This is a genomic window from Pseudoalteromonas sp. OF5H-5 (genome assembly GCF_021530695.1).
GTDB lineage: Bacteria > Pseudomonadota > Gammaproteobacteria > Enterobacterales > Alteromonadaceae > Pseudoalteromonas.
In genome coordinates this window covers 169,322-188,842 of sequence record NZ_JAKGBF010000001.1, presented here as the reverse complement: position 1 = coordinate 188,842, position 19,521 = coordinate 169,322, and the positions used below count along the sequence as shown (strand labels likewise).

At 43.8% G+C, this 19,521-nt stretch carries 18 protein-coding genes; 16 read left to right on the top strand and 2 right to left on the bottom strand.

The annotated features are described in order from the left end of the window. Positions 1-120: 120 nt before the first annotated feature. Together L1271_RS00855 and L1271_RS00850 are read right to left on the bottom strand one after the other, a co-directional pair. The gene (locus tag L1271_RS00855; protein ID WP_102057881.1) at positions 121-2,256 is read right to left on the bottom strand and encodes a TonB-dependent receptor; all 2,136 of its coding nucleotides are present in this window, start codon (positions 2,254-2,256) and stop codon (positions 121-123) included. A gap of 180 nt (positions 2,257-2,436) precedes the next feature. Beyond that, positions 2,437-3,513 (bottom strand): PepSY-associated TM helix domain-containing protein, encoded by a 1,077-nt coding sequence (locus L1271_RS00850; RefSeq protein WP_266069460.1) that lies wholly within the window; start codon positions 3,511-3,513, stop codon positions 2,437-2,439. Positions 3,514-3,761: 248 nt separating this feature from the next. On the opposite strand from L1271_RS00850, the gene leuS reads away from it, so the two are divergent. From leuS to L1271_RS00770, 16 genes are all read left to right on the top strand, one after another. Continuing rightward, positions 3,762-6,350 (top strand): leucine--tRNA ligase, encoded by a 2,589-nt coding sequence (leuS, locus tag L1271_RS00845; protein ID WP_235366560.1) that lies wholly within the window; start codon positions 3,762-3,764, stop codon positions 6,348-6,350. After that, positions 6,334-6,846 carry an LPS-assembly lipoprotein LptE gene (locus L1271_RS00840; protein WP_102057329.1) on the top strand — a complete coding sequence of 171 codons (513 nt, stop codon included), beginning with the start codon at positions 6,334-6,336 and terminating at the stop codon, positions 6,844-6,846. Before leuS ends, L1271_RS00840 begins: the two co-directional genes overlap by 17 nt. Continuing rightward, positions 6,846-7,889, top strand: coding sequence for a DNA polymerase III subunit delta (gene holA / locus L1271_RS00835; protein ID WP_235366559.1), 1,044 nt, complete (start codon positions 6,846-6,848; stop codon positions 7,887-7,889). The genes L1271_RS00840 and holA overlap by 1 nt, the downstream gene beginning before the upstream one ends. Then, the gene (gene nadD, locus L1271_RS00830; RefSeq protein WP_235366558.1) at positions 7,886-8,521 is read left to right on the top strand and encodes a nicotinate-nucleotide adenylyltransferase; all 636 of its coding nucleotides are present in this window, start codon (positions 7,886-7,888) and stop codon (positions 8,519-8,521) included. The genes holA and nadD overlap by 4 nt, the downstream gene beginning before the upstream one ends. 52 nt (positions 8,522-8,573) lie before the next feature. Beyond that, the gene (rsfS, locus tag L1271_RS00825) at positions 8,574-8,891 is read left to right on the top strand and encodes a ribosome silencing factor (RefSeq protein WP_010372036.1); all 318 of its coding nucleotides are present in this window, start codon (positions 8,574-8,576) and stop codon (positions 8,889-8,891) included. A 1-nt stretch (position 8,892) separates the two neighbouring features. Then, positions 8,893-9,363, top strand: coding sequence for a 23S rRNA (pseudouridine(1915)-N(3))-methyltransferase RlmH (gene rlmH / locus L1271_RS00820; RefSeq protein WP_010372039.1), 471 nt, complete (start codon positions 8,893-8,895; stop codon positions 9,361-9,363). 2 nt (positions 9,364-9,365) lie between these two features. Further along, positions 9,366-11,234 carry a penicillin-binding protein 2 gene (mrdA, locus tag L1271_RS00815; RefSeq protein ID WP_235366557.1) on the top strand — a complete coding sequence of 623 codons (1,869 nt, stop codon included), beginning with the start codon at positions 9,366-9,368 and terminating at the stop codon, positions 11,232-11,234. After that, a complete protein-coding gene (gene rodA / locus L1271_RS00810) occupies positions 11,231-12,337 on the top strand; it encodes a rod shape-determining protein RodA (RefSeq protein ID WP_102057333.1) in 1,107 nt (368 codons plus the stop codon). The genes mrdA and rodA overlap by 4 nt, the downstream gene beginning before the upstream one ends. After that, positions 12,337-13,110, top strand: coding sequence for a septal ring lytic transglycosylase RlpA family protein (locus L1271_RS00805; protein WP_235366556.1), 774 nt, complete (start codon positions 12,337-12,339; stop codon positions 13,108-13,110). Before rodA ends, L1271_RS00805 begins: the two co-directional genes overlap by 1 nt. Positions 13,111-13,151: 41 nt before the next feature. After that, complete coding sequence (locus L1271_RS00800) at positions 13,152-14,315, top strand: serine hydrolase (RefSeq protein WP_102057334.1); 1,164 nt, start codon at positions 13,152-13,154, stop codon at positions 14,313-14,315. A 419-nt stretch (positions 14,316-14,734) separates the two neighbouring features. Next, complete coding sequence (locus tag L1271_RS00795; RefSeq protein WP_102057335.1) at positions 14,735-15,316, top strand: hypothetical protein; 582 nt, start codon at positions 14,735-14,737, stop codon at positions 15,314-15,316. A gap of 158 nt (positions 15,317-15,474) precedes the next feature. Further along, positions 15,475-16,023 carry a hypothetical protein gene (locus tag L1271_RS00790; protein WP_235366555.1) on the top strand — a complete coding sequence of 183 codons (549 nt, stop codon included), beginning with the start codon at positions 15,475-15,477 and terminating at the stop codon, positions 16,021-16,023. 166 nt (positions 16,024-16,189) lie between these two features. Further along, complete coding sequence (ybeD, locus tag L1271_RS00785) at positions 16,190-16,468, top strand: DUF493 family protein YbeD (RefSeq protein ID WP_010606146.1); 279 nt, start codon at positions 16,190-16,192, stop codon at positions 16,466-16,468. Positions 16,469-16,486: 18 nt separating this feature from the next. After that, entirely contained in the window at positions 16,487-17,140 is a 654-nt protein-coding gene (gene lipB, locus L1271_RS00780; protein WP_235366554.1) for a lipoyl(octanoyl) transferase LipB, read from the top strand. After that, the gene (lipA, locus tag L1271_RS00775) at positions 17,137-18,102 is read left to right on the top strand and encodes a lipoyl synthase (protein ID WP_102057338.1); all 966 of its coding nucleotides are present in this window, start codon (positions 17,137-17,139) and stop codon (positions 18,100-18,102) included. Before lipB ends, lipA begins: the two co-directional genes overlap by 4 nt. 180 nt (positions 18,103-18,282) lie before the next feature. Further along, positions 18,283-19,359 carry a tetratricopeptide repeat protein gene (locus tag L1271_RS00770; RefSeq protein ID WP_017216359.1) on the top strand — a complete coding sequence of 359 codons (1,077 nt, stop codon included), beginning with the start codon at positions 18,283-18,285 and terminating at the stop codon, positions 19,357-19,359. Positions 19,360-19,521: the final 162 nt, after the last annotated feature.

Sequence of the window (19,521 nt, the reverse complement as noted above, 5' to 3'; positions counted from 1 at the left end):
TTCGCCAATAGATTAAGTGTAGACCAGATATACCATTCATTGTATTAGGGTTTGCTGAACTGGGTGCTCAGCAAACCCATTTGGCTTTAGATTATGAAGCCAAAAGTCATTGCTATTAGCTTAGAAGCGATACTTAACGCCAACGGTTGCTGTTGTACCAAGGCCTTTGATGTTATAGCCACCGTACGTATAGGCTTGTGCGCGAGCTGGGTAGTAGTCTGAATTAAATAAGTTCTCAATACCAACAAATGCTTGCCAGCTTTGGCCGAATTGATATTGACCACTAAAGTTAACCACGTTATAGCTGTCAATTGGACCTTGATCTCCAACATAGTTACCTTTATCGTTCCGCTCAAAGCGTTTACGGTCGCCGACATGTAACCAGCTTAACGTCATCGATAACGCATCAATTGGCTGCCAGTTTAGGTTTGCCGTAAGCTTTGGTGGGCTAATTTGTCTCGAGCCAAGGTACGTATCCGCTTTAGTATCTTTACCCTCAACATAGCTATATGTGGCAATGAGTTTTAGCGTGTCATTGATCTTGTAATCGACAAGTGCCTCATAACCCCAAATTTTTTGTGGTGCTCGAACAGGCTCATAAACTCCGGTTACTTCATTGAATTTATTCGTTGTGCCAAACTCAGATGTACTTCTATATGCCGCAAATTCAAATCGTAACGTCTCAAATTGAGAGTTAAAACCGATTTCGTAGTTATCAACAATTGATGCTTCTGTTTGAATTTGACCAATATCTTCTACTGTTGCACTGCGCAGCAGACGGCCAATATCCGAGATGTCAGAGCCCTGCGAGTAACTGGCGAATGGGCTGAACTTTTCATTTGCGTTATATTTAATACCCACGTTGTAAGTTGTGGCGTCATAGTCAATGGTGTCACCTTTCACGTTAAGTGGCACAGAGCACTGATCCGCTGAGCGGCAAAGTTTTAGTGTTTGGTAATCAGCTACCGCAAGATCAATACTTTCTTGTCTCACTCCCGCTTTTAACACTAGGTCATCGGCAACAATCCACTTGGTCTGTAGGTAACCTGCGATGCTTTCCATGTCCATTTCCGGCACCCAAATACGACCATCGACAAGTGGCTGTGAGGTCACATCATTCAACGCATCAATACCATAAATGAAGGTAGCTTGGACATTGTCAAAATCAACCAAGGTATTAAATGTCGCACGCGCGCCCTTTTTTTCAGAGCGGATGATAGATTGACCGCCAGTGTATCCTTCATCAGGGTTTGCTAAGCTTGGAGAGAAGAAGAACACGTTCTCAATGTCTTGCATATACGCATCAAGCGTCATTTGTGTATTAGCAAAAACTTCTATATCGGTGTATTTCAAAGTAATGTTTTCATTACCTTCAGGACCTTGTGGCTTACCTTGTTTTTGCTGAGCTGGTGGCACGTGAATAGCGTAAGATTTTTCACCTAAATTGATGTTACCAAATACATCACCTAGGTCCGTTTTTTGCTGTGAACTGTAGAAGTTATAGCTAAATTGCAGTTGCTTGTCTTCATCAAAGTCATAGCCAAGCTTAGTAAAGTAGTTTTCTGTCACGGTATCCGACAGACCATACTGTAAACCTAGAATATCACCTTCAGCATCACGCTGAACACCGTTTTCTTCATAGCTTGCCGTGACTAAATAACTAAACTGGTCAACGCGGCCATTAATCGCGCCCGCAATTCGAGCACCCGCACTCTCTGCAAGTTTTACTGCGCTAAAGCGGCTAGATAGGCTAATTTCACCTTCTGGTTTGCCATCGCTTTTAGCCTGCTTGGTGATGTAGTTAATGATCCCGCCTGAAGCACCATTACCATAAATTGAGGTTGCCCCTTTGATAACTTCTATACGAGCGATGGCACTTGGATCGAGTGTTTTTACACCCAAAGAACCATTTCGCAGTGGTGTAGACTGAGGTACACCGTCAATCATCACCAGAGGCGCACGTCCACGCAACGATTGCCCAGTATTGCTTGAACTACCCGTATCCGGAGCAAGACCAGGAACAATTTGAGATAACAAACTTTGTAGTTCTGGATTTACTTTTAAATGATCTTCGATTTGTTTTTGATTAATAATCGTAATGGAGGCAGGCACTTCATCGATGCTTTCAAACACACGACTGCCCGAGACCACGATATGCTCCATATCTGCAGCTTGAAGATCTTTAACATTGGTATCGTCTGCAATGGCTGCTGCGCTAACAGCCAACGCTACCATACTGAGAGTAGTTTTTAACATGGTTATCCTTGCTGGATTTAGAATAATAATGATGTAAAAAGCGGCAATATAATATTGCCAAACTTCAGTAAAAACAAGGTTAATGTGAATAGTTTGCATTACCCTTTACTGCAAGACCATCCTACTTTACATCGATTTTTGCAATTATATCCACATAACAGTAACTTAGAGTGAAGTTAATTACCGCTTCCTACGATGACGTTGCAGCCAAAAATACAGGCCGGATACCGTGAAAAAAGTCGGAATTAAGGCAAGCATTAACCAAACAAATTGCACGATGGGACCGGCAAAGTCACCAATATGAAACTTGTACTTAAAGTTCCATATTTGCGTAGCGACTCCGGCTTTTGATGCATCATATTGCGCTACCACCTCACTGTTATAAGGATTTACCCAAACCCAGCTGTAGGCATGACTTTCACCAGGGTTTTGAACTCTATAAGCGACGCTGTCGGACGCTTTGTCAGGCATATAAATACGGAACAACTGACCGTCTGGGAAGATAGATTTTACGCGCTTTGTAGCGCTATTTAAATCGTAGGGTAAGCCGTGAAAATTAACCGCAATAGTGGGTGGTTTTGGCCTTACTTCAACCTCATCAAAGCTTAACCACTCAACCACAGCCTTAGTTTGCGGCTGCCAGTTAAACGCCATACCACTGAAGGCAATGAGCAGTATAGGTAAAAGCAAATATACCCCCAATACGGTGTGTAACTGATAAAGCAAAATCCTTAGCTTAGCTTTTGGTTTTATCACTAATCGTTTCAAGCAATTTTTAGGCTTTACCCAAAGATAAAAGCCCAACACTAACTCAATAATGAGTACAAGTGCACAAATAGATACCCAGTCTCTAAGCGGCTTTTTGTTGTCAGCATCTTCAAACAACAACCAACGGTGTAGCGCCATCGTAAAGCCATATATCGTAGAATAATACTCGTAGCGATGAAGGATCTCGCCACTGTAGGGGTTAACGCTAACATAATCACCGCTAGACAACTTCAGTTGCCACGCCAAATCCGGTTGCTGCTCAGGCATAAACAGTGAAACTTTTTCAGCGGTTGTAGATTCAATAAAGGTTACTATTTGCTCTACCCCAAGAGGCTCAGACTGTGGCTCAACTCGCCACAACTGAGGCTGAGTAAGATATTGAATATCTTTGGCATATATAAGCAGTGCCCCAGTTAAGCTTAAGCAAATAATAAATGCACCAGCCACTAGCGCCATTACTAGGTGAGCACGGCGTAACCACAATTTTATCAAGGGAATTCTCAAACTTCTTTCGATATTTAGCAATAGTAAGTGATAATAACTCTTACTTGCAACAGCACAAAATTTACCCTTTTACCGCTGCAGATCTTCGCGTAGTTTATCTCCACTTCGACACCACCTTTAGTCCGCGGCAATCGACTAAAATAATTCCACTTTAGGTGCTGTGATTGCTGGCCAATTTCGGGTATGCTATCGAGCAATTTTCTATTAATTTTGCCAGATGTTTGGAAACCTAGATGCAAGAGCAATATAACCCGCAAGATATCGAAGCCAAAGTACAGTCGTACTGGGAAGAAAACAATACCTTCAAAGTTGTCGAAGACGAAAGTAAAGAGAAGTACTACTGTCTCTCAATGTTCCCATACCCAAGTGGTCGCCTCCACATGGGTCACGTACGTAACTACACCATTGGTGATGTGGTTTCTCGTTTCCAACGCCTACAAGGCAAAAACGTTATGCAACCTATGGGTTGGGATGCGTTTGGTCTTCCAGCTGAAAACGCGGCAATTAAAAATAATACCGCACCGGCGAAATGGACCTACGAAAATATCGACTACATGCGCAACCAGCTTAAGTTACTTGGTTTTGGTTACGACTGGGATCGTGAAATCGCGACTTGTCACCCTGAATATTATAAGTGGGAACAGTGGTTCTTCACTAAGCTTTACGAAAAAGGCTTAGTATACAAAAAGATGTCAACGGTAAACTGGGATCCAGTTGACCAAACGGTACTGGCAAATGAACAGGTAATCGACGGCCGTGGTTGGCGCTCTGGTGCCATTGTCGAGCAAAAAGAAATTCCACAATGGTTCATTAAGATCACCGATTATGCACAAGAGTTGCTGGATGACTTAGACAAGCTTGACCACTGGCCTGAGCAAGTTAAAACCATGCAGCGTAACTGGATTGGTCGCTCAGAAGGCGTTGAAATCGACTTTAAACGTGCCGACAACGACGAAAGCTTCACCGTATACACCACCCGCCCTGATACCTTTATGGGCGTGACTTATGTGGCAGTTGCGGCAGGTCATCCGATCGCTCAAGAAGCGGCGAAAAACAGCGAAGCGATCTCTCGCTTTGTTGAAGAGTGCAAGAACACCAAAGTTGCCGAAGCAGATATGGCAACAATGGAGAAAAAAGGCATCGCAACTGGCTTTACGGCTATCCACCCACTCACAGGACAAGAGGTGCCAATTTGGGTAGCTAACTTTGTACTGATGGATTACGGCTCAGGTGCCGTGATGGCAGTACCGGGTCACGACCAACGTGATTATGAGTTTGCAACCGCTTATGGTCTTGAGATCAAACAAGTTATTCAGCCTCTAGCCGGCGCAGAAGTAGAAGCCAATCTGGCTGAAGCGGCATTTACCGAAAAAGGTACGCTTATCAACTCTGGCGAGTTCGATGGCCTAGACTTTGAAGGTGCATTTAACGCCATCGCGACTAAATTAGAATCACTTGGCGTAGGTAAACGCAAAGTAAACTTCCGTCTTCGCGATTGGGGTGTGAGCCGCCAGCGTTATTGGGGTTCGCCAATCCCAATGTTGAACAAAGAAGATGGTTCTGAGCTTGCGGCACCTGAAGACATGCTCCCTGTTCGTCTACCTGAAGACGTAATCATGAATGGAGTAACTTCACCGATTAAAGCAGATCCAGAATGGGCAAAAGCAACAATAAATGGTGAAGCGGTATTCCACGAAACCGATACATTCGACACCTTTATGGAATCATCTTGGTACTATGCACGTTACTGTAGCCCACGCTACGATGAAGGTATGCTTGAACCAGGTGCTGCAAACTACTGGCTACCAGTAAACCAATATATTGGTGGTATTGAGCACGCTATCTTGCACTTGTTGTACTCGCGCTTCTTCCACAAGTTGCTACGTGATTTCGGTTTAGTGAATTCTGATGAGCCATTTGAGCGTCTACTATGTCAAGGCATGGTACTTGCGGATACTTACTACCGCAAAGACGAGAAAGGCGGCGATATTTGGATCGCACCAACTGACGTATTAACTGAGACTGACGACAAAGGCCGCATCACTAAAGCGTGGCATAAAGAAGACGGCGAGCCGGTATTCTCTGCAGGCATGAGCAAAATGTCTAAGTCGAAGAACAATGGTATTGACCCGCAAACGGTTATCAAGCAATACGGCGCTGACACAGTTCGCTTATTCATGATGTTTACGGCTCCACCAGAACAAACGCTTGAATGGTCTGACTCAGGCGTTGAAGGTGCGCACCGTTTCCTTCGTCGTATTTGGAAATACGCAGTTGACGTAAAGCAAGCTGGTACTGCCGAGCTTGATTTAAGCAAACTAAATGCAGCGCAAAAGACGCTACGTCGCGACATCCACAAAGCCATTGCAAAGGTGACAGACGATATCGAACGTCGTCAAACGTTCAACACGGCAATTGCGGCGGTGATGGAGCTTTCAAATAAGCTTATCAAAGCGCCACTGAGCGATGAGCAAGACATTGCACTAGCAAACGAAGCGCTAGAAGCCATGGTGATCATGCTTGCGCCTATCACACCGCACATGTGTCACGAGCTATGGGCTGAGCTTGGCAAAGCTGGCGATATTCTTGATGCGGCATGGCCTATTGTCGACCAAAGCGCACTAGTTGAAGATGAAAAGCTTATCGTTGTACAAGTCAATGGCAAGCTGCGCTCTAAAATCACCGTGGCGGCAGATGCAACGCAAGAACAAGTTGAAGCGATTGCATTTAGCGAAGAAAACGTCACTAAATTTACTGACGGCAAGACCATCCGTAAGGTGATCTATGTTCCTGGTAAACTACTTAATGTGGTTGCAAACTAAGATGCATAGCCTATTTTGGCACACCAGCAAGCTAGCAGTTTTGCTAGCTTGCTTCTTCGTGGCGAGCTGCGGTTTTCACCTCAAGCAAGCCTCTTACCTTCCTGACGATCTAAAAGAAATCACCTTAAGCGGTGACGACAAGCGTTCAGCCCTGTTTGAACAGCTACAGTCTGATCTTCAGCGCGCTCAGGTATCCCTTACACCAAAAAATACCAAACAAGCTGCTGAATTGTACTTGTACAATGACTCACTTGAACGTCAAACACTCAGTTTGTTCAAAAATGGTCAGGTTGCTCAGTATGAACTGGCGTATCGCGTGTCGTACCGATTGAGTCGTCCGGGCCAAGAACCCGTTAAACAAATGTTCGAGCTGTATCGTAACTATCAGGACGACCCAGACAACGCGCTAGCAAAGGCAAAAGAGCTTGAGCTGATCCTAACCGAGATGCGCCGTCTTGCAAGCCAACGTATTATTCGAGAGTTGTCGCAACTGTAATGCGTTGTTATGCCAATCAACTCTCCAATTACCTAAGTAAAGGGCTTGCCCCTTTTTATCTGGTCTTTGGTGAAGAACCCTTTCAGCAAGGCGAATGTGTACTTGCCATACGAACCGCAGCCAAGCAGCAAGGCTTTGACGAAGTCATTAAATTTGCTCTACTTCCGGGATTTGACTGGCAAGAGCTCAGTGCACAGTACAACAGTATGTCTTTGTTCAGTGCGCGTACGCTCATCGAGTTCGACTTTAACGAGCAAAAAGTTCCTACCCAAGGTGTTGCGGTTTTAAAGTCTTTGGCCGAACAGGTCAATCCAGATGTCGTTGTTATTTTTAAAGGGCTGGGCGCGGGTCAAGACATTCAACGAACCGCTTGGTTCAAAGCATTAGAGCCTAAAGGCCTGTTCGTCCCTTGCTATGCGTTAACGGGCCGTCATCTTGAGCGCTGGTTTGATGATGAATGTAAGCGGCTGAAGCTGTCTGTGTCACCACAAGGCAAGCGCGCCCTCCTCGTCGCCACAGAAGGCAACTTGCTTGCAACGCATCAGGAGCTCGAAAAGCTCTCCTTACTATTTGGTAAAAACCCGGTTGATGAACAGCAATTGCTGAGCGGCTTATTAAATCAATCTAAGTTCGATATTTTTGATTTAAATACCGGATTGCTAAGTGGCAACCCTAAACAAATCATCAAAGTATTGAATAAGCTCGCCAGCGATAATGTAGAGCCCGCGAGTATTCTCTGGACCTTGCAAAACCAAGCACGCACCCTGCTGGGTGTTAAAACCTTGTGGCAAACCGGCACTACGCTTGCGGATGCCTATAAAAAGCATAATGTCTGGAAAAATCAGCAAACCATCACGCAGCAAGCGTTAGACAGATTAACGCTAGAGCAGATGAAACAGTTGCTCTGTATGATGGCGGACTTTGATACCGCATATAAAGAAGCAAGGCTCACTGCGCCATATCAAGCTCTAGCACACATCGCGCTAGCCTTTGCTACATCTATAGCAATGCCGTTACCAATTAGCCAGGGTGAGCATGTATGATTGCTTTGTTTGGTGGTACTTTCGATCCTCCGCATTTGGGCCATTTAAATATGGCGATGCGCTGCGTCGACGAGCTAAATCTGGCTGAGTTAAAATTTTTACCTTGTGCCATACCGGTTCATAAACAAAAGCCCAGCATCAGTGACGAGCATCGCCTAGCGATGCTTGCTAATTTGCTATCAGGGCAACAAAAACTGGTTATTGATAAACGTGAGCTTGACCGACAAGGACCCTCTTACAGCCTGCTAACACTGCAAGAGCTGCGTAACGAATATCAGGATCAGCCGATTTTATTTTTAATGGGTATGGACTCGTTTAATAGCCTGCACACTTGGTATCAATGGCAAGAAATTACAAAGCTGTGTCATCTGGTAGTGTATCAACGCCCAAAAGAACATTGCTCACCAGATGCTAAAGTCTCGGCTTATTTAGCCAAAGCACGCACAGATAGCTCAAATAGACTCCAAACCACCAAGGCTGGACACTGCTATTTCCTTCACGGTGAGCAAAAAGACATTGCATCGAGTACAATAAGAGCTGCAATTGCACAGCATGACAAAGAATATTTGGAACATTGGCTGCCCGCTTCTGTCATAGATTATATAAATAGCCATGGCTTGTATGCTGATTAACCCCATAAAGCATGTTAAAATCGCCGATTATTTGAAATACAGAGACAAAAACTTGGATTCACAACAATTATTAGATTTCGCGCTAGACAAAGTAGATGATATGAAAGCGCGTGATATTGTTAAGCTCGACGTTCGCGAAACTTCTTCAATCACCGATTACTTAGTGATCTGTACAGGCACTTCAAAACGCCATGTACAATCGATTGCCGATCATGTCGCAAAAGAAGCACGTCATGCTGGAGAAACACCAATTGGCCAAGAAGGTCAAGACGTTGGTGAGTGGGTATTGGTTGATTTGGGTGACGTTGTTGTTCACGTAATGCAAGACCAAACCCGTGATTTTTATGACCTAGAAAAGCTGTGGGGCTAATGTGAAGATCCAACTCATTGCAGTAGGTACCAAAATGCCGAAGTGGGTTGAAACTGGCTTCACCGAATATCAAAGACGCTTTCCCAAAGATATGCCACTGGAGTTAATTGAAATTAGCGCTGGCAAACGGGGGAAAAACGCAGATATTAAACGCATTTTGCAACAAGAAGGTGAAAAAACCTTAGCCGCTATTCCAAAAGGCAATCGGATCGTAACCTTAGAAGTGACTGGCAAGCCATGGGATACACACCAACTTGCGAGCAATATGGAAAAGTGGCAGCTGGACGGTCGCGATGTTAGCTTACTGATTGGCGGCCCTGAAGGGCTTGCACCAGAATGTATTGCTGCGGCTGAACAAAAATGGTCATTATCAAACTTAACCCTACCCCACCCTTTGGTGCGTATAGTGGTTGCCGAGAGCTTGTATCGTGGCTGGAGTTTAAATAATAATCATCCTTACCACAGAGAATAATAATGATAAAAAAACGGCCGACGATTAGGGATCATTCTGCCGAGGCTAACCTCTTCGCGAGACGGGCCTTTGTCGGCTTTGTTTTTGTCGTTATTATTGTTGGGATCTTGTTTCACAACGTCTACAAGCTTCAGGTGACTGAGCACGAGACCTATCGTACCCGCTCTAACGATAACCGTATAAAAGTCATTCCTGTCGCCCCTAATCGTGGTCTGATTTATGACCGCAATGGTGTCTTGCTCGCCGAAAACCGCCCCGTTTACAACCTTGAAGTGATCCCAGAAGATGTCGAAGATCTCGAAGCATCATTAGCTTCTGTACGTCAACTCATCGAAATTTCTGAGCAAGAAGTAGAAGATTTCAAAAAGGAAATCAAGCATAACCGCCGCTTCAAAAGTCAAGTACTAAAGGGCCGCTTGAATGAAGAAGAAGTTGCAATTTTGTCGGTGAACCAACACCGCCTGCCTGGCTTTAGCGTTGAAGCTCGATTGTCCCGTTATTATCCTTATGGCGATACCCTCACTCATGCCCTTGGCTATGTCGCAAAGCTCAATAAAGAGGAACTCTTTGACTTAGAACTAGAAGGCAAAGACACTAACTATCGTGCCACCCATGATATCGGTAAGCTCGGTGTCGAGAAGTTTTATGAAGAACAGCTGCACGGCATTGTGGGCTCTCGCCGCGTCGAGGTGAATAATCGCGGCCGTATCATTCGCACATTAAGCATGGAAACGCCGCAACCAGGTAAAGACTTGGTACTAACGCTTGATATCGGCTTGCAACAAATCGTCCAGCATGTGCTAAAAGACACCCGAGGCGCGATCATCGTTATGGATCCACGCGATGGTGGAATTTTAGCGCTCTATTCTAACCCAAGTTACGACCCGAATCTGTTCGTTCACGGGATCAGCGGCAAAGACTACCGAGCCTTGCTCAACCCAGACAGACCGCTTATCAACCGTGCAACTCAAGGCCGTTATGCACCAGCTTCCACAGTGAAACCCCATCTTGCTGTGCTTGCGCTGGAAGAAGGTGTTGTCACCGAAACAACCAAAATTTGGGATCCTGGCTTTTTTCAAATTCCCAATGTAAAACATAAATGGCGTGACTGGCGTCCTTGGGGCCATGAGCATGTTGATGTGTATAAGGCTATTGAGCAGTCTTGCGACACCTATTTTTATGAAGCTGCATATAAACTCGGCATAACTAAAATTAGCGACTTTATGAACCAGTTTGGCTTTGGTGAGCTTTCGGGTATCGATATTCATGAAGAAACCTCCGCCATTTTGCCATCCGTTGAATGGAAAAGAGAACGTTTTAAAGAGTCGTGGTACCCGGGAGATACGATTTCCGTTGGGATAGGACAAGGCTACTGGACTGCCACTCCAATGCAAATAGCGAACTCGCTGAGCATTTTGGTCAATAAAGGCATACACCGCCAGCCTCACTTAGTACAAATTTCTAAGCAAGACACTGAAGTAGAACAATTATTTACGGAAGAAAAACCACCTGTAGTGTTGAAAAATCCTTATCACTGGGATATCGCGTTAAAAGCCATGCACAACACAGTAAAAATAGGTACCGCGAAAAGTGCATTTAAGGGCGTGACCTATGACCACGCAGGTAAAACAGGCACCGCACAAGTTGTCAGCATTGCTCAGGGCGAAAGGTACGATGCCAAAAAGCTAAAAGAAAAACACAGAGACAATGGTATCTACGTAGGTTTTGCACCTTTTGATGACCCTCAAATTGTTATCACTGTGGTTGTCGAAAACCAAGGTGGTGGTAGTGCTATCGCAGCGCCAATGGCAAGACAAGTGATGGATTATTACTTTTCAGCCTATCCGCTTGAGAAGGAGCAACAGCAATGAGCCCGCTGAATAAGCCGCGTTCGCTATTTGAAAAAGTCCATATCGACCTTCCATTATTTACAGCCTTGCTCACTATGATGATTGGTAGCCTTGCGATTGTTTATAGTGCTAGTGGACAAGATATGGGCATGATGATGCGCCACGGCACACGCATGTTTGGTGCATTAGTTGCCATGCTATTTATGGCGCAGTTTTCCCCTAATACACTTAAGCGTGTGGCAATTCCGGTTTACCTCTTAGGTCTTGGCATGCTCGTCGCCGTGCTGTTTTTTGGAGTCAGTAGTAAAGGGGCTCAGCGCTGGCTCGACTTAGGTGTTACCCGCTTTCAACCTTCTGAAATAATGAAGCTAGCAGTGCCCATGACGGTCGCTTGGTTTATTGGCCGCTCTCACTTACCTCCTAGTATTTTGAATTTAACAATCGGTTTTGTGATTGTGTTAGTACCGACCATCCTGATCAAAGAGCAACCCGACTTGGGTACTTCTATCTTAATCGCCAGCTCTGGTATTTTTGCGCTCTTTTTAGCTGGGTTAAGTTGGCGTTTAATCGGCTCTGGTTTATTACTTGCGGTTCCCGGTGGCTATGCGTTTTGGCATTACGGAATGCATGCCTATCAAAAGCAACGTGTTCTGACCTTTTTAGATCCAGAAAGCGACCCGCTGGGCTCTGGTTACCATATAATCCAATCGAAAATTGCGATAGGCTCCGGTGGCGTGGAAGGCAAAGGTTGGCTACATGGCACCCAATCTCAATTAGAGTTTTTACCCGAGCGCCATACCGACTTTATCTTCTCGGTGCTGAGCGAAGAATTTGGCTTGTTGGGTGTCACCATATTACTCAGTTTGTATCTTTTTATAATTGGTCGCGGATTATATATCGCAGTACAGGCACAAGACGCTTTCAGTAAGTTGCTTGCGGGAGCACTGACGTTGACCTTCTTCGTCTATGTCTTTGTAAATATCGGAATGGTTTCTGGTCTCTTGCCAGTAGTCGGTGTACCTCTGCCCCTAATTAGCTATGGTGGCACATCGATGGTGACCTTAATGGCCGGTTTTGGCATTATTATGGCAATCGCAACAGATAAGAGGATGTTGTTAAAATAATGACAGTTCGTATTACCCTAATTTCAAAACTGGTTTTAGTATTTGCCCTGTTAAGCGTGCTCAGCGCTTGTGGAAGTCGCTATCATATTCGCCATGATAAAGCGCCACTGCGCGAACCTACCGAACTGGAAATGCAAGATGCCATTGTCACCAATGAGAAAAAGAGCGTGAGTGCCAATCGCCCCTACACTGTTCTTGGAAAACGTTACACACCAATCTCAGACGAACATGGGTATCAACAACAAGGCATTGCCTCGTGGTATGGCCGTAAATTCCATGGCTACCACACCTCCAATGGTGAAATTTTTAATATGTTCGATATGACAGCGGCACATAAAACGCTGCCACTCCCTAGCTTTGCTAAAGTAACAAACTTAGACAACGGACGCTCTGCTATCGTTAGAATTAACGACCGAGGTCCATTCCACGACGATAGAATAATCGACCTGTCTTACGCTGCCGCCTACAAGTTAGGCTATCACCTTCAGGGTACAGCGCGCGTTAAGGTCGAAGCCATTACTCTATCGCGCGAGTCTCCAAGGCTAACCTATGTGCAAGTTGCTGCAGGCAGTAAACTTGAGAACATACAGTTATTAGCAGGTCAGTTAAAACAAGAATTGGGGTTAGGTACACCCATCACGTTTGAAAACAACCTGTACAAGCTTAGAGTCGGCCCAATTACCGACGACAATCAAGCACAATCTTTACTAAAAACCTTACAACAAGGTCAATTTAGTCGTGCTTTCTTGCTTTACAGTGAGCAGGAACTTTAGAATAACCGCAATGAATGCCGATAAACAAAAAAGCGAGCATAATGACTTCTATCAAACCAAAAATCGTTAAAAAAGTCCTTGGACTGGTGTGCACTTTCTCTATTATGAGTGCCAGTGCACAAATTATTCCTTCACCGCCGCAAATCAATGCGAAAGGCTATTTCCTTGTAGATTTCACAACAGGAAAGGTGATTGCAGAGGGTGAAGCCGATACTAAGCTAGCGCCTGCAAGTTTAACCAAAATGATGACCAGTTATGTTATTGGTACTGAAATCGCGGCAGGTAACATTAGTCCATCTGATCAGGTCACCATTAGTGAAAAAGCATGGGCTAAGAATTTTCCCGGTTCGTCGGTGATGTTTATCGAAGTCGGTAAGCAGGTCAGTGTCGATGACTTAAACCACGGGATCATTATTCAATCTGGCAATGATGCTTGTGTTGCAATGGCCGAGCACATTGCTGGTAGCGAAAGTGCGTTTGCCGATCTGATGAATGCACATGCTGAAAAGCTAGGCATGACGAATAGTCACTTTATCAATAGCCATGGCCTAGACACCGATGAGCATTACACCACTCCAAGAGACATGGCGACTCTAGGTGCCGCACTTATTCGTGATGTACCTGACGAATACGCTTTATACAAGAAAAAATCTTTTTCATACAATGGTATAAAGCAATATAACCGTAACTCACTACTTTGGGATGCAAGCCTTGAAGTGGACGGCATTAAAACCGGCCACACCTCAGATGCCGGCTACAGCCTTGTTACTTCAGCGGTTAAAGATGATATGCGTCTTGTTGCAGTCGTCATGGGTACTGAGAGTGAGCGAGCACGTAAAGTTGAAAGCAAAAAGTTGCTTAACTACGGCTTCCGTTTCTTTGAAACCATTACTCCTTACCAAGCCGGTGACGCTTTTGCCGATCAGCGCGTATGGATGGGTAACAAAGAAACCGTATCGCTTGGCATTATGGAAGACACGCCAATCACTATTCCACGTGGTCAAAGCAAGAACTTAAAGGCTAACTTTGAGTTAGATAAAACACTCGAAGCGCCGCTAGCAAAAGGTACTAAAGTTGGTACTTTGTTCTTACAGCTTGAAGGTGAAGACGTAGCACAATACCCGCTGGTTACGCTTGAAGAGATCCAAGAAGGTGGATTCTTTAGCAAGATCTACGACTACCTACGTTTACAGATCTCGCAGTAATTCCTTATCTGATAGGCCAGCCGAGACAAACTGGTTGGCTTATCTTTCCTATAAAGCTTATTTATTTCCCTTCACTTTCCTGACATTCATACTTTCTAATCTAAGACCCCTTTTCAACATACCACACGGCTGAAAACTCCCTTTAAGTTTACAATTTAAAAACAATTTGTGATAATCAATTTCGGGTACAAACTCGAATTATAAATAAAAGGATATTTAAGTGATGATGGCGACAATCGCGGTAATAATGATGAAGTGTAGAAACTCCTTTTGACTGTGGAAATAATGACAGCGGTCCCAGTAGCTCTTCGGAGATTTTTGTTCAGCAGAGTATCCTGACTTGTACCAGTGATGACTGTTATGAATGAGAAGAAGTAGAGAGATGTTAATCTAAGAGGTGATACACAAAAGGCTTTCCTATGAACTACATAGATCATATATACCTAAAACCAGGCTTACCAGTCGCCAAATTGACTATTGCAGTATTACTGCTTTTCTCTGCTATTTTATACAAGTCAAGCCTGCTTTTATATATTGGTTTTTATATGGCGCTAATTGTACCTGCTTGGGATTTATTATCCGTAGTGGCAAAAGAACAAGGAGCTTGTGCAAAAGTTACGCTCATAACTTACTGTAAACAGCACTGGATACAGTTGCTACTTATGCTAGCGTTTGCTTGTATAGGTATTGCCGGGCTGCACCTTGAATACCTACTACTTACACTTTTTAATATTGCATTCGCTATGTTATTAGCAGCCCATGTTATAAGAATTGTGTATAAAATAAGAAAGATGTCCGCTATTGACGCGATAAAGGAGAGGTTAAAAACCAAGTCGAGGTTTATCCTTTCTGTTAACCTGGTACTCATTGTTGTTATGTGCACCACACCTTTTCTATCTATACCCGTAGGAGCGTTGGCTGCTAATTATATGGTTATTTTTAGCTGCTACATGCAGTACTTAAACCATATCATTAGTGAGGATATTTTTGAAACTGATTAAACTAGTTTAGAGTTCTCGCACTAGCCTATTTAGATAAACAGCGCAAATATCGAATGTAATCATCTTTTCTTTATAAGGTTTCAACCTCTGACAAGCATTAAATTAATTTATATAAAACAAAACAATAGAATCAAATGGAAAAATAAAAGGATAAATTAATGACTTTCATTGAACAAATAAAGTCCACTCCATTTTATATCTACATTAGCACAATAGCTTATCTTGCCTGCCTTGCGTTAAGCTACCATTTAAAGATGCCAGAACTTTCATATATTGGATTTTATTTAATACTCTATTCCATGCTCTATGAGTTAAATTCTTTAATAAAAAATAGCGATACTAGCTTAGAATCAAGTCACAACTTTGGACACTTGAGATATTTATTTGCTTTCGTAGTAATATTGCTTGGTCTTATTGCTTTTCCACTTCGCCCTGTGTTCGTTACAGTAATCAATTTTATGGTGATTGCCGCTATCATCTATCAATTAATACTCGTTTTAAATACTAAGCTCTTACAATCTAAAGAAAATATTATTAATAGTTTTAAACGAAAAAAAACAGGAATTGTACTGCTACTATTCGTAATTACGGTATTGCAATTTTTCTTTGATGATCTAACCTTTGCTAACAATAGTCACTTTTTTCTTCTCATTCTCTCCTCAGAAGTTTTCGATGATTGTAAGGGTTTAATCTCTAACACTCACTAAGCTCTATACGGCTTAGCAAAAACGTCCTGCGTATGGACGTTTTTTTTTGTCTTAAAAATGATAGAATGCGGCCAATAAATGACGACCTTGGAAACTCAAGGCTTGAAAGAGTCCCTAAGTGACCAAATAAAGGCGTCAGCAAGTAGTTCGTTGTGAGGATACCGTCGTGGTAAAACCAGTTAAAAATACTAAGTTTGATGAATACTTAGAATTTCCTTGCCCATTTACATTCAAAATTATGGGCCTAGCAAATGTCAATTTGACGGATCAGATCCTAGCCAAACTGCAGGTTATTGCACCTGGTGATTATGCACCAAAGGTTAAACCAAGCAGTAAGGGCACCTATGAAGCCGTATCTCTAGTCGTTACAGTAACCAGCAAAGAGCATATCGAGCAGATTTATACCGAGATCGGTGGCATCGAAGACGTCCGCTACATCCTGTAGTTGGTAAGGACCCTAGTTATGGAATCTCGTAAGTTAATTGTGCGCCAACTTGGCCTTTGTCGTTACGAGCCAATTTGGCACAAAATGCAATCTTTTACCGACGAGCGTGATGACACCACAGCGGATGAAATCTGGCTGGTAGAACATGAGCCTGTTTTTACACAAGGTCAAGCTGGTAAAGAAGAGCATGTTTTGGCGCCAGGTGACATTCCCGTCGTAAAAGTGGATCGCGGCGGTCAAGTTACCTATCACGGTCCTGGGCAACAAATGCTTTATGTGCTGCTCAACTTACGACGATTGAAAATAGGGGTACGTGAGCTCGTCACTTGGCTAGAAGAAAGCATAATCGACTCCCTTAAAGAATATGGGATAAAGGCTTACGCTAAAGCCGATGCACCAGGTGTATACGTAAACGATAGCAAGATAGCATCTCTTGGACTTAGAGTCCGTCGTGGCTGCTCATTTCATGGGCTCGCACTCAACGTCAATATGGATCTTGGTCCATTTTTACGAATAAACCCTTGTGGTTACGCGGGCATGAATATGGTGCAAAGTAGCGAAATTAATGGACCTCAAACCGTCGCTGATGCGGGGGCCGGTCTGGTAAAACACATGCTAAAACGCATTAATGCTGAGCATGTCGAATACACTGAAGGGTTTGAAAACGTATGAGTAAACCAGTCAAAATGGAGCCTGGGGTAAAGCTCCGCGATGCTGAAAAAATGGCATTGATCCCAGTAAAAGTCATGCCAACAGAACGCGAAGAAATGCTGAGAAAGCCTGAGTGGTTAAAGATCCGTTTGCCAAAATCAAGTGAACGTATCGATGGCATTAAACAAGCAATGCGTAAGCACGGCTTACACTCTGTTTGTGAAGAGGCGTCATGCCCTAACCTTTCTGAGTGCTTTAATCACGGTACAGCAACCTTTATGATTTTAGGTGCAATTTGTACTCGCCGCTGTCCATTCTGCGATGTGGCTCATGGTCGTCCACTAAAACCTGACGCCCAAGAGCCTGAAAAGCTAGCGCTCACTATCAAAGACATGAAGTTAAGCTACGTTGTTATTACCTCTGTTGACCGTGATGATTTACGCGACGGTGGTGCACAACATTTTGCTGACTGTATTCGTGAGATCCGTAAGCATAACCCAGGTATTACAATCGAAATTCTTGTGCCTGATTTCCGCGGCCGTATGGACAGAGCACTTGAAATTTTGAGTGAAACACCACCGGATGTATTCAACCACAACCTTGAAACTGCACCGAGACTTTACAAGCTAGCGCGTCCGGGTGCCGATTATAAATGGTCACTTGAATTGCTACGCCGCTTTAAAGAAATGCACCCAGAAGTGAGAACTAAATCTGGCTTGATGGTCGGACTAGGCGAGGAAATCTCTGAAATTGAAGAAGTCTTAAGAGACTTGCGCGAGCATAACGTAGATATGCTTACAGTAGGCCAATACCTACAACCTTCAAAGCACCACTTACCGGTAAAGCGCTACGTGCCACCGGCAGAGTTTGATGGACTAAAAGAGTATGCCGACGAAATAGGCTTTAGCCACGCAGCTTGCGGACCATTTGTACGCTCTAGCTACCATGCAGATCAGCAAGCCGCCGGTAAAGAAGTAAAATAACTGCTGCTCCTGAACTTAAGTTCAAGTAAAACGTATATTGCTCCTAGCCGTAAGTAGGAGCAATATCCATGCAATTTCCACTCTCCCCCTACGCATTTTTGTAAATTCAATGTAAAATAGCCAAAGTTCAGTTACTTAACCTGAGAGAACTGCTCCCTAATTTTCGGACATAACTTTAATATGGAATACGGACCAATCAGCTTTTACGCTATTTTTATTGCCGTTGTGGTGCTTGGAGGCAGCTTAGGTGGGCTCTTACAAGCGATGCGTTCAACGTCGTCATATAAGTTTCGCAAACCTAAGTTTAAGAGTGCGAATAGCGCCGCCCCAGAGTATTGGGACTTAGGTGGATTCGGTGTCATTCTAGCCGGTGTGATCTCAGCATTTATGGCAATCGGTGTGCTCACCATGGCGGGCGCTGCAGACTTCAGCCCAGTCAGTAAGTATGCATTTAAATCATATCAAAATGGTGAGCACGACTCCCACCATCAAAACAATGACGAGATACTCATTCCCGTGGCAATGTTTTCATCTGCGCATAACGATAATGCCGTTGAGATCAACCGCATTATCAAAGTGGTCGTAGAGCACAATCTGAAACGGGAAAATGACTCAATTACCGGTTCTGATAAAGCATTTTGGACTTGGATTAAGATCTTTTCATTCTCTATTTTAAGCGGTTTTGGCGGTGTAGGACTCGTTTCTAGCGCCTACAAACGCTACGTTGGCGAAGATGAATTCAATGACATCCAACAAAAGGTTAAAGAAGAGTATGAAATAGCACGTAAGAATACCGTAGAGATCGCACTCCAACGTGCTAGGGAATTGATTGCAAACACACAATACGATGAAGCAATTAAGGTTTGTGATGACATTCTTACCAACATTCACCCAAACCATGCAAGAGCAATTGGCATAAAAGCCAGAGCACTCAGCCGAGATGGTAAGCTCGCAGAAGCCATCAAGCTGCTAGAAAGCGCACTTTCCATTTCAGATATGAGTGAGTCCGTCAGAGCTCGTATGCATTGGAATATAGCCTGTTATCAGACTCGTATAGATTTTAGCGAAGGCTTACCTGAGGAGCTAGATTGTATGGTCCGGACGCTGGGTGAGATCCGCAGCCATTTGGAACGTGCAATTGCGCTTGATGAGCATCTAAGGTTGAAGCTACCTGACGGTGAAAGTGACCTTATTGTGCTAAAGTCGCTCAGTGCGAGAGGTCAAGATTGGTTTGACAATTTAGTACGAGCACAATAGACTCTTAGGTAAGTTAGCTTGATACGGTGCATTTTCATGAGAGATGAAGACTTTATATAAAAGTTAAGGGTACAAGCACAAATTCACTGGATGGAAATACTGGTGATTAGAATAAGCCGCATATTGATATGCGGCTTATTTGTTTTTGACACATGAATTTTA